We start from the raw sequence: 10,790 nt of genomic DNA, 5'->3' as shown, positions 1-10,790 counted from the left end.
GTTCCGCAGCTTTGCAGGACTACGCCGCGTTCCTCCGCATTACCGCTTCCTCGCGATAAGCGATCTTATGGCGAGCTGCGCATAAGATCGCGAAGGCCCCGGCATAGGCATCGTAGATGCGCGTCTGCTCGGGGGTGAGCTGGTGTTCGACCAGTTCATATTCAACGCCATCATAGGAGAGCGAGCGGGCGGTATAGAGGCCGAGCGCACGAAGGTCGCGAGCCAGAACCTCCATGGCCGCGACGCCACCAGCCTCGATCGCCTCGACGAATTCGGCACGGGTCGAGAACGGGAAATCCTCGCCGCCCCAGAGGCCGAGCCGCTGGGCATAGGCGAGATTGTGAACCGTGGTCGCGCCGGTGGCCGAGACATAGACGATGCGGGCGTTGGGCAGCGCGTGCTGGAGACGAAGCCCGGCACGGCCCTGCTGCGATGCGGCCACGTCGCCACGTTCGCCCTTGCCTCCCGCCGCGTTTTGCATGGCGTGGCTCTCATCGAAAATGATGACGCCATCGAAATCCGCGCCCAGCCAATCGACGATCTGGCGCACGCGGGACGCCTTCTCGCCGCGCTCGTCGGAGCGCAGGGTGGCATAGGTCGTGAACAGGATGCCTTCGGGCAGCCGGATGTCCTTGCCCTGCGCGAAGCGTGACAGGGGTGTGACCAGCAGGCGCTCCATGCCGAGCGCCGACCAGTCGCGCTGCGCATCTTCGAGGAGCTTGTCGGACTTCGAGATCCAGACGGCCTTGCGGCGACCCTGCATCCAGTTATCCAGAATGATCCCGGCCGACTGGCGGCCCTTGCCGGCGCCGGTGCCGTCGCCGAGCATGAAGCCCCGGCGGAAGCGGATGGCGTTCGGTGCATCGTCGGGCGCGGCCGAGACGACATCGAAGGTATCGTCCAGCGTCCATGATCCGGCGAGGAAGTCCGAATGGGCTTCGCCGGCATAGATCACGGTCTCCAACTGCGCGTCGGACAGGATGCCGTCGGTGACGATGCTGGCCGGCAGGCGCGGCCGGTAGCTCGGTCTGGGCGGCGCGACCGAGGCCATGGCCGCCGATTGCACCAGCTTGGTCGGATGAGCCTGAGAGCCGGGAATACGGATCGCCTGCAATCCATATTCTTCATAGATCGCATCGGTGATGCGGCCGCCCTCGGCGGCGATCCAGTCCAGAGTCTCATAGACGAGTTCGACGCCTTCGGGCTCGGCGACAACGCGAGCGGGCGCGGATGCAGAGGTGCGGGCCAGATAGCCGCGCACGGTTTTCGGAGCGGCGGGGACAGCGACAGGAACCGAGACTGCGGGATCGACTGGCAGGCGTGGCGGCACATGCTCGCCGACCCAGCCCAGCAGCGTGGCCGCATCAGATGCGATGCCGATCGAGGCCGGAAACGCGGCCGGATCATCGGCGGGCAGCTTGTCGATGACGGTCAGCCGCGTGTCGATGGTCGTGCCATGCTTGGCATAGACCGCACCGTCGATCGCGGCGGTGAACACCACGCGGCCATGCTCCTGAAGCCGGGTGAAGGCGTCCCGCCAGGCCGGAATATCGGGAGCGAAGCTCGATCCGGTGATGGTGACGAGCCGCCCGCCATCAGCCAGGCGTGCCAGCGCCGAGGCGACATGGCGGTAGGCGGCGTCGGCCATCCGGCCGGATACGTTCGCCATCACCGAGAATGGCGGGTTCATCAGCACGACGCTCGGGACCATGCCGGGATCGAGGTGATCGTGAATCTGCGCCGCGTCGAAGCGCGTGGCACGATCAGCCGGAAACAGGTGCGAAAGCAGATCGGCGCGGCTGTCGGCCAGCTCGTTCAACGTCAATGTGCCGCCGGCGATCTCGGCGAGGATGGCGAGCAGACCCGTACCGGCCGAAGGTTCCAGAACCCGGTCGGCGGGCGTGATCGCGGCGGCGCTCGCGGCGATCAGGCCGAGCGGGATCGGCGTCGAGAACTGCTGGAAGGTCTGGCTTTCTTCGGAGCGGCGCGTGTGCGTGGGCAACAGCCCCGCGATCTTCGTCAGCAGCGGCAGGCTCGCGGCCTGAGAACCGGCTTTACGGAAAAGCGCCTTTCCGTATTTGCGCAGGAAGAGCACGGTGGCTGCCTCGCAGGCTTCATAGGCGGTCTTCCAGGTCCAGGCGCCGGTGGCATCGGAGGCGCCGAAGGCGGTTTCCATCGCACCGCGCAGCGTGGCGGCATCGACGCGCTGGCCGCGTTCAAGATGGGGAAGAAGGAGAAGCGCTGCCTGATGGACAGCGGCGCCGGTATCGACGACAGGCGTGATGATCGCGGCCGGAAGGGCCACGGCGGTGGAAGCATGGGACATGGGAAGAACCTCGGAGAGCGGGACAGGATCGAGCCGCGCAGCGCTCTCTCTCGACCGCACTGGCTCAAATCCGTCCCGGCCTTCCTCTTCCTCTCCCGTCGAAGCCTTGAACAAGAAGCCGCGCCACGCTATCTTACGTTTGTCTTACGCCTGAAAGGAGCGCCCGATGGCCGCCGCCGAAAAACTGACCACCACGGTCTCCACCAAGGGACAAATCATCCTGCCGACCGGGCTGCGGCAGCGGCGCGAGTGGAGCGCCGGCACGAAGCTGACGGTCGAGGAAGCCGATGGCGGCGTGCTGCTGAAGCCGGCGCCTGCCTTCGCGGAAACGCGGCCGGAAGATGTCTTCGGTGCGCTGCCCTTCAAGGGCAAGCCGAAGACCATCGCCGAGATGGATGCTGGCGTGCTGGCCGAAGCGAAGCGCCGACATGCTCGCGATTGATACCAATATCGTCGTTCGCTACCTGACCAACGATCATCCAAAACAGTCGCCGAAGGCGCGAACACTGATCGACGGCCAGCCGGTGTTCGCGTCCGTCACGGTGATTCTCGAAACCGAATGGGTGCTGCGCAGCAGCTATGAGTATCGTCCGGCCGACATCGCCCGCGTGCTGCGCGCCTTCGCGGGCCTGCCGACCGTCACGGTCGAGGACGGGCCGGTCGTAGCTGCCGCGCTCGACCTGGCCGAGCGCGGCATGGATTTCGCCGATGCGCTGCATCTTGGAAAGGCGGCGCATTGCGAAGGCATGGCGAGTTTCGACCGCAAGTTCGTCAAGGCGGCGAAGGCTGCCGGATATGACGGTGTGCGGGAAGCCTGAGACCGATCAGCCGAAACGCCGGCCCGCCTTCGTGAAGGTATAGTCGTTGGCGAGGATGGTTTCATCGACCGCCTCGTCCGAGGACAAATAGTGATATTCCCGCTCCAACTGGCGATAGAGCCAGCGGGCGAGATCGCGTAGCGCCTCGATAACAACTTCCTCGGCATCGGCGGTCATGTCCTGATATGTCGGACTGTCGCGCTCGACCGAGATCGCCATGCTATATTCGTGATAATAGTGGCCGCGATGGCTGACATCGGCGCGAAGCTGGTAGAAGTTGCGCCGCTGGACCGTCTGCAAGCTGTCAGCGATGCCGTGCAGTTCCGTGTCCTTCGGCGCATGGGATCGGATTTCGGCGACGGCATTCTTACGGTAGGCATAATAGCCCTCCCAGCACGCGCCATCCCCTTGCGACCAGAAGCCCCGGAACCAGATGCGCGGTTCCTGCCGCGAACCGCCGCCCATTAGGCGGACGGTGCGCGTTTTGAAATCGACGCCGAGGATGTCGGCAATGCGCTGAAAATCCTCATAGACGGCATCATACCACTCATAGTCGAAGCCGCCTTCGCGATACCAGGCACGGGCCTTGTCCTTCGCCGCATCGGAAAGCTCTCCCAGACGATAGACGGTGGTTTCGATGATCTCAGGCATAGGGGTCTCTCCCTTCGAGAACCGAGGACAGCCAGCCATCGGTATCGGTCCAGTCCATCGTCTCGCCGGTGGCGAGATCGAGGACATGCGCCCCGCCACCGAACCCGTCGAGACGGGGTTTGGAGCAGCTATTGGCCCATTGCATTCCCCATCGCCCGGTCAGGCCGAAGGTGGCGGCGCAGCGGATGACGAACCGGATGACATGCTCGGGATCGCCGGTGTCGTCATCGCGTATCCAGAGCTCCGTGCCGTCATGCTCGGGCTGGATCGAGAGCAGGAATCTGTTGGCCGGGGGATCGTCGGCGCTGCTTTCATCCGGCAGCGTATCGTAGAGAGCGACGGCGCGGACGGCATTTTCATGCGTCCCAACGTCGAGCAGACAGGAAAAATGGGTGAAATAATCGGCCATGGCAGCCTCCTGAAACGAGAAAGCCCGGCGCGAAGCCGGGCGTGATGACGGAAAATGGGTGAAGATCAGGCCGCCTGCGGCAATCGGAGCAGGTTGGCGGCGGCTTCGCGCCAGAAGGGATCGACCAGCCGGGCCTCCAGCACAGCGGCGCGGTAGCGCAAGGCACGGGCATCGGCCTCGGCAGGTGTCCTAAACGCCATGCCGCGCAAACGGCTGGCCTCGGTCACGATCCGGCTGGCCTCGGCGTCGGAAGCGACGGGCTGTTGCCAAAGGATGAGGCTCGCGCGGATGTCGCCCGCGAGGACCAGGCGCCGATCCTGGTCCTGAATCAGCATGATGCGCGGGGTAAAATGCGGGAAGCTGTCCGGCGCCGTGCATATGTCGCCCCGCGACAGGCGCAACGATGCGAGCCGCATGGCGCCTTCGGGCGACGGGCATTCGCCGAGCGGGATCACACTATCGACGCAGCCGACATCGACACCCGCACCATAGCTGGCGACACCAAGACAGGAGATCAGCAGCGGCAGGTTTTGCGCCCGGTAAAGCGCGGGCAGAACATCGGCAGCGAGAATCTGACCGATGGAACGAAAGGTATCAGGGGGCGAACAGGTCATCGGGATCACTCCATGACGGGCGCCGGTGAGCCTCTCTCTCCGGCCCTCAACCCGTCACGGCCAACCGGCCCGCACTCTCCCTCTCTGACCGGGATTTCGTCCCCGGTTCTGCTGCCGACGATGGGCGTGCATCGCAGGGCTGAAGGCCCGGCCGCGAACCTGCCGCGTCCGGGCCATCGGGGATGAGGCGCTTTCGCGCCTTATGCCCACGGGTCCAGTTCCAGCTTCACCATGTCGTCTTCGCCGTCGAACTCGGCGGCGGGGCAAGCGGCGTGGGTGCCGTCCCCGGCCTGGAACACGACGATCGAGACCATCAGCGTGGCGGCGAGGCTGGCGGCGAAGGCAGTGGCATCTGCATAGGACATGGGTTCCGGCTCCTGTCTTGGGAGGCGGGGGACCATCCCCCGCGCGACAGGCGCCCGAAGTGTCTGACCGGATCTGCAATCACCCGAGGGCGTTCGGACTTTTTCCGAATCCCCGAGGGCGGCACGCGCGCGCAAGCCGACCCTTCACGGGTTGATTGCTGAAGAGACGGATCGGACCAAGGTTTGCGAATGGAAGCGGGGGTGGTTCTTCGCATCTGACAGACACCGGATACCCGTCGCGGATGTCCCGCCGCGCCAGCCTTGCCGCCATGCTGGCATCAGGATCGTGTTCCCTTCCGGCCGGGACGGCTGCCGCTTGCCTGGACACAGGACGACAAACTTCATGGTGAAGCTGGATATGAACCCGTCCAGGCCAGAAACCTCATCCCTATGGTGGGGACGTCCGGTGGCCCGGTCCTCAGTTCCACAGCCCATCGGCGATTTCGCGGGCGATCATGGCGTGCGCTTTCATCATCAAATCGTCGCCCGACATGTCGATATGACCATAGAAGCGCGCCCGGCCGCCATGGGCGGCCCATTCGGCGTAGCGGCAATGCTCGCGAGCATCGAGTCGGAACACCCGCATATCCTCGGCCCAATGGGGTTTGGGTTCCACGACGACGGTGATGTCGTCGCGGGTCTCTACCCAGGGCAGCGTGCGTTCGTTCGGACGGTTCTGCCGATCCTGGGCAAAGATTTCGTCGATGGTAATGGCATGGGAGCCTCCTGAAACAATGAAAGGCCCGGTCTCCTGCGGAAGACCGGGCCGAAGAATGCAATCGTGATGCGGTTGCGCGTGCCGGATCAGGCAGCAGCACGACCTTCGACGACATCGGCGCCGATCTCTTCGGCCGTCACCTCCTCCAGACGCGCCGCGCTGTGTCGGTTCTTCGCCAGCCACAGTTCGGCGGCCTCCCGGCTTTCGGCCAGATGCACCAGTTCGCTGTTGCCAGCGGAATCCCGAATGACACGCACCATCCCTACGACCGGACGCTCGGCGATCTCGAAAGACAGATCGCTATCGACCGAATGGGTGCGCATGACGGTGACGAGGATGACACCGGCACTGGCGAAATTACCCTCATGCAGGGTGATGGAAGCCGGAGAGGAATAGGTCGGACGCTCGCGCGCCGGTTCCTTCTTCACGAGGCGGCCGACGCCGTTGCGCCGTTCCCAGGCGGCCAGCTTCTTTGTGAAGCGCGCCGGTGGTTTCGGAGCGTGGTCGGTATAGCGGATCAGCGCACCGAGGGGTGCCGTATCGTGAATGATATGTGCGGACATGGAAATTATCTCCAGAAACGAGAAAGGCCCGGCGGATGCCGGGCCAGATGGATCGCGGTGATGGAAAGAGGGGCGACCGAAGCCGCCCCTCGGATGAGATTATTCGGCGGCGATAAGATGGGCCGCGTCATTATCGGCATGGCCGTCATCCTCGTCATCACCGGCGAGAAAGTCCGGCAACGCCTCGATGTCGTCCTGCGCGCCCGCATCTTCGGGGGCCTGTTCCGGCTCGAACAGACGCAGCGGTTCGGGCAGCCAGCCGGTATCGGCCAGAAGACGCTCGGCCTCCTTGGCCATGTCGCCTTTCTTCAGATGCTCGATCAGCGAAGCGGCCCGCTCGCCGGCCCCTTCGCGCACCGCCTCAAGAATGCGGGGCTTGGTGACGCGGCCGAGATAATTCTCTGCGGTCGGCCGCCATCCCGCGGTCCCGACCATATCGAGGCCGGTCGCGCGCGCCATCCGGTCGGCCTGGGCGAGCCGGCGTTCCAGCCCGTGCTGCGAGATGCCGTTGCCACCGAACGGATTGGGCTTCTCGTAGAGGGCATTGACGCCATAGGCGACGCAATGGGCGAGCAGCGTCATGCGCCTGGTGTCGTCGAGCGCGGCGATCCAGTCCCACAGCGCGTCGTCATCGGTCGGCAGGTCCGCCTTCCAGTCCTCATAGCGCGTTTCGATGGCCTGGGCCGAAGGGCTGTCCTTCAGGTCCGTGCCCTGCGAGGAGAAGAAGTGATGGCGCACGCCAACTTCCAGGCATCCGTTGGGAGCGGAATAGTTGTAACGCTCCATCACGAGCCGGTGCAGCAAGGCCGTCATGGCGACATGGGGATTGTTCGCCAGCGCATCGTGCAGCGCGAGCGTGCGGTGCGCCGTCAGTTCCGCGACCAGTCGTTCCGGCAACGGCTTGATCGTATCATCTTCCTCCTCCGGTTCGGCGGGCTGGCCGCCCACGGTGATGACCGCGCGCTGCACGACCGGGGCCGAGGACGATGCGCCATCGGGATCGTTGCTTGCGGCATCGTCGTCGCCATCGACGGTCACGGGCTTTTCGTCCTCGGGACGGACATAGCCGCGATCCACCGACAGGCGGCCTTCGCGGTCGATGCTGAGGAACACGCCGGCCTGCGTGATCTCGGCCGGATCGTAGATGACGGGCCGATCCTCGAAGGCGGCCAGCGCGGTTTCGATTTCGCCGACGCGCTCATCCACCTCGTCGGGATATTCCTCGGCCTCGGCATATTCAGCCTCCAGCGCCTCATATTCTGCCGTGAGCGCGTCGAAACTGGCCTGTTCCTCCTCGCTCATCGGCGTGGTCGCGCCGATCAGCCGGCGCAGTCCGTGACCATAGCCATAGGGAACCTCTACCCGCGCATCGACCCACTTCCAGCCTTCGGCGGCGATGGCCTCGGCCTCCGCCTTCAGCTTGTCGTCGGTCAGCTGGTCGAGCAGAGCGACATCCTGCAACCAGCCACCATCGTCGGACTGGAACAGGTCGTTGAGCACGATGCCGCCGGCCGCTTCATAGGCATCGACGCCGACGAATTGCGCCCGCTTGTCGCTCGCGCGCACGGTCGTTTCGGTCAACATGCGGCGGATCTGATGCGGCTCGTTCGCCCAGCTATCCTTGATCGCCTCCCAGACCTGTTCCTGCCGGGCATGATCGGGATTGACGGTGAAGGCCATGAGCTGTTCGAGCGTCACGCCGTCTTTGGCATAGAGGTCGAGCAGCGAAGGCGCGACGGACGCCAGGCGCAGACGCTGCTTGACCACATTCACCGAGACGAAGAAGGCTGCGGCGATCTCTTCCTCGGACATGCCCTTGATGCGCATGTCCTGGAACGCGCGATACTGGTCGAGGGGGTGGAGCGGCGCGCGCTGGATATTCTCGGCCAGGCTGTCGTCTTCGGCGAGAATGCTGGAACCTGCTTCGCGCACGATGCACGGGACCGGCGCGGTTCTGGTGAGGCGCTTGGCCTTCACCAGCAATTCCAGCGCCCGGTAGCGGCGACCGCCGGCGGGAATCTCGAACATGCCGGTTTCAGCGCCATCGGCATCGACGACGGGGCGCACATTGAGACCCTGAAGCAGACCGCGCCGGGCGATGTCCTGCGACAGTTCCTCGATCGACACGCCGGCCTTGATGCGCCGGACGTTCGACTGGCTGAGGATCAGCTTGTTGAAAGGAATGTCACGCGAGGGCGACAGGGTGATTTTCTGAACGGCGGTAGCCATGGTGGTATTCTCCGCGACGAGCGCCGAGAGCCTCTCTCTCGATCTCAAACCCGTCACGAAGCGAAGCCCCGCCCTCTTACTCTAAGAAGGCAGGGCCGCAGAGCCGAGGAGGCGTAAAGCCGGAAACCCGGCTTTACGCTTTTGTGGAGTTACTGCGGATCAAACCCCGCATAGGCCTTCACACTCGTTCGGCCAGAGATCGAGCTGGCCGTGATCGGCCGGGGTCGAAAGATCGGCCCGGTCGAGCGGCACGGCGGAGCGGTGCAGATAGACCTCGCCGCGAATGCCGTGGAATCCGGTGCGAATGGTGGCATCGACCAATATAGCATCGGCCCATGCCTCGGGATCATGGTCGCGCATGTGCCGCCAATGATCGTCGGAATGGAACGGGCAGCCGACGCAGGCGCTCTTGGGGGGCAGCGGATAGCCGTGCCGCTCCAGCCAGCGCAGGCAATCGCGGCGGGTCAGGCCCCGCTCGATCAGGGGCCAGCGGTTGAGCTGCCACGTCTCGAACGAGGGTTTCATGCGCAGCGCCTCGTCGAGCGAGATGCCGAGCCATTGCTCGGCCACGGGCGATGCCGGCGAGCGCCGCCGGGCAATGCCGAGAAGCTCGCGCACCTTCCGGCGGATCGGCACGATCTTGTAATCACCCGTGCATTGGCGCCGGATCATGCCGACGCCGACCTGATCGGTTGGCAGGATGCGGGAGCCGACGACAACAAGATCGCCGTTGTCGTCCTCATCATAGACGGGAAGCTCGGTTCCGGCCGGCGTCACGTTGCGGGTGAAGGCCGGGATCGAGGCCCATCGCGCCCCGCGCGCACCGGCGATCAGATCGGCGCGCAGATCACCGGCCGAGACGATATGGATTGGAAACGGCAGGACGTTGGGCGATGAGAGCCAGGCCAGATGCTCATAGACGGGCTTCGGCTCCCAGCCCGTATCGGCGAAGATGGCGCAATCGGGCATGGGGCCGATTTCGCCATGGGCGGCCATCAGCGCCAGCGTGGTGGACTGGACGCCGGCACCGAGGCTGAGGACGCGCAGGCGGACGTCGGCCGACTGCGCGGGATCGGGCACGAAGCCGGGAAAGGCGAGCGCGTTCATCACGCTGCCTCCCGCTTGGTTTCCGCCGCGAAACCGTCGTCTGACTCCGCCAGGAACGACAATATCCAGTCGGCGCCCTTGCTGGCCTGCGAGGCGGCGCGGACGATGGCGCGGGAATCCTCGCGCATGACCTCCAGCCACGCGCCTATATAATCGGCGTGGCGGACGGTCGGCACGATGCCGAGGGCGGCGCAACTGAAGGCCGAAATCTGTTCGGCGATCATCTCCTCGAAGGCGTATTTCTTCGAGCCGAAGGAGCCGGTGAGATCCCGGTTGAGACGGCTGTGATGGCCGCTGGCGTGACCGATTTCGTGCAGCGCCGTCCGGTGCCAGTTAATCGGCTCGAAATAGGCCTGTGGCGGCGGGACCATCACGAAATCCTGCGATGGCGCGTAGAAGGCGCGATCGCCGCCGATGCGGAAGTCGATGCCGGTGGCGCGGATCAGCGCCTCGACCTTCGGCTCGATCAGGCCCGGAGGCGGTGGTGGCGCAACAGTGGCGATGTCGTCGGGCAGTCCCTCGCATTGCGCCGCGTTGAAGACGGTGAACCTCTTCAGGAACGGGATGGACTGTGCGTTGTCGCCGGTTTCCCGGGCGCGGCGCTTCTCGTCCTCGGGCGTGAAGCGGTCGGCATAGACGACGGTGGTGCCGCGCTCGCCCTTCATGACATTGCCGCCGAGCGACAACGCCTGCCGAAAGGTCAGCCAGCTCTGGCCGGGGAAGCCGTGCTGGATGACCGCGCCCCAGAGGATGAGAATGTTGATGCCGGAATAGGCGCGGCCGGTGCTGGCATTCTTCGGCAGGCCGAGCGGTGCAGTGCCCGGCGACGCGCCCCATGGCTGCACCCACGGCAGGCGGCCTTGCTCCAGCTCGGCGATGATCTTGTTGGTGATGTCGTCGTAGAGGTTCGTGCGGTCAGCGCCGGTGCGCGCGCCGCGATCATATCTGGCCATCGGGATTGCTCCGCGACGGGCGCCGGAAGCCTCTCTT

The 10,790-nt window shown here is 65.1% G+C and carries 11 protein-coding genes and 1 pseudogene; 2 read left to right on the top strand and 10 right to left on the bottom strand.

Translation table 11 applies throughout. The features are described from left to right. Positions 1-82: 82 nt before the first annotated feature. Positions 83-2,326: pseudogene (locus LDB26_RS08880) on the bottom strand (strawberry notch-like NTP hydrolase domain-containing protein); the annotation flags it as partial. A gap of 166 nt (positions 2,327-2,492) precedes the next feature. Between LDB26_RS08880 and LDB26_RS08875 the strand changes: the two are divergent. Beyond that, positions 2,493-2,768 carry an AbrB/MazE/SpoVT family DNA-binding domain-containing protein gene (locus tag LDB26_RS08875; RefSeq protein ID WP_257541734.1) on the top strand — a complete coding sequence of 92 codons (276 nt, stop codon included), beginning with the start codon at positions 2,493-2,495 and terminating at the stop codon, positions 2,766-2,768. Continuing rightward, positions 2,755-3,144, top strand: coding sequence for a type II toxin-antitoxin system VapC family toxin (locus LDB26_RS08870; protein WP_257541732.1), 390 nt, complete (start codon positions 2,755-2,757; stop codon positions 3,142-3,144). Before LDB26_RS08875 ends, LDB26_RS08870 begins: the two co-directional genes overlap by 14 nt. A 6-nt stretch (positions 3,145-3,150) precedes the next feature. Here LDB26_RS08870 and LDB26_RS08865 read toward each other — a convergent pair whose 3' ends face one another. From LDB26_RS08865 to LDB26_RS08825, 9 genes are all read right to left on the bottom strand, one after another. After that, positions 3,151-3,795 carry an antitoxin of toxin-antitoxin stability system gene (locus tag LDB26_RS08865; RefSeq protein ID WP_257541729.1) on the bottom strand — a complete coding sequence of 215 codons (645 nt, stop codon included), beginning with the start codon at positions 3,793-3,795 and terminating at the stop codon, positions 3,151-3,153. After that, complete coding sequence (locus LDB26_RS08860) at positions 3,788-4,204, bottom strand: hypothetical protein (RefSeq protein WP_257541727.1); 417 nt, start codon at positions 4,202-4,204, stop codon at positions 3,788-3,790. The genes LDB26_RS08865 and LDB26_RS08860 overlap by 8 nt, the downstream gene beginning before the upstream one ends. Before the next feature lie 65 nt (positions 4,205-4,269). Next, on the bottom strand, positions 4,270-4,818 hold the full coding sequence (locus LDB26_RS08855; protein ID WP_257541725.1) for a hypothetical protein: 549 nt from the start codon (positions 4,816-4,818) through the stop codon (positions 4,270-4,272). A gap of 200 nt (positions 4,819-5,018) precedes the next feature. Further along, positions 5,019-5,183, bottom strand: coding sequence for a hypothetical protein (locus LDB26_RS08850; protein WP_257541723.1), 165 nt, complete (start codon positions 5,181-5,183; stop codon positions 5,019-5,021). A 418-nt stretch (positions 5,184-5,601) separates the two neighbouring features. Then, positions 5,602-5,895, bottom strand: a complete 294-nt coding sequence (locus LDB26_RS21640) for a hypothetical protein (protein ID WP_373886196.1) — start codon at positions 5,893-5,895, stop codon at positions 5,602-5,604. A gap of 92 nt (positions 5,896-5,987) precedes the next feature. Continuing rightward, positions 5,988-6,464, bottom strand: a complete 477-nt coding sequence (locus LDB26_RS08840) for a hypothetical protein (protein ID WP_257541718.1) — start codon at positions 6,462-6,464, stop codon at positions 5,988-5,990. A 99-nt stretch (positions 6,465-6,563) separates the two neighbouring features. Continuing rightward, positions 6,564-8,693 carry a ParB/RepB/Spo0J family partition protein gene (locus tag LDB26_RS08835; RefSeq protein ID WP_257541716.1) on the bottom strand — a complete coding sequence of 710 codons (2,130 nt, stop codon included), beginning with the start codon at positions 8,691-8,693 and terminating at the stop codon, positions 6,564-6,566. Between the two features lie 159 nt (positions 8,694-8,852). Then, complete coding sequence (locus tag LDB26_RS08830; protein WP_257541714.1) at positions 8,853-9,800, bottom strand: hypothetical protein; 948 nt, start codon at positions 9,798-9,800, stop codon at positions 8,853-8,855. Next, entirely contained in the window at positions 9,800-10,753 is a 954-nt protein-coding gene (locus LDB26_RS08825) for an ArdC family protein (RefSeq protein ID WP_257541712.1), read from the bottom strand. The genes LDB26_RS08830 and LDB26_RS08825 overlap by 1 nt, the downstream gene beginning before the upstream one ends. Positions 10,754-10,790: the final 37 nt, after the last annotated feature.

The organism is Sphingobium sp. CFD-1, from assembly GCF_024611115.1.
Lineage (GTDB): Bacteria > Pseudomonadota > Alphaproteobacteria > Sphingomonadales > Sphingomonadaceae > Sphingobium > Sphingobium baderi_A.
Note: the sequence above shows the minus strand (reverse complement) of the source record. Positions and strands in the feature narration are given on the sequence as shown.